1 protein-coding gene is annotated in these 326 nt (G+C 56.1%); it reads right to left on the bottom strand.

Annotation, left to right across the window (positions count from 1 at the left end; translation table 11 throughout):
- On the bottom strand, positions 1–326 hold a 326-nt coding region (locus J3L16_RS16565; protein ID WP_207614072.1), incomplete at both ends, for a hypothetical protein.

Genomic DNA, 326 nt, shown 5'->3' on the forward strand with positions numbered 1-326 from the left:
GGATTAAGGTTAACGGTGAAGGTCACCGTGACGCTATCGCCGACGGCCAAGACACCGCCCGCCCCGATCAAAGCGTTAGACCCATCATAAGCCGGTGACGCAGCCGCAGGTGCTGTGGACCCAGTCGCAGTCGCACCTGTGATCGCGTAGTTCGTGATTGCACCAACAGCCGTCGCACCAAATTGCGTCGCCAAATCATCAGTCAGCGTCAGATTATCCAACGTCACGTTACCCGTGTTCGTCGTGACCAACGCATAGGTCACATCAAACGTACCATCCGCCTGCAAAGCACCAACAGATGTCGCACCCTTTACAACGCTCAATCC

The organism is Alteromonas sp. 5E99-2 (assembly GCF_017368475.1).
Lineage (GTDB): Bacteria > Pseudomonadota > Gammaproteobacteria > Enterobacterales > Alteromonadaceae > Alteromonas_F.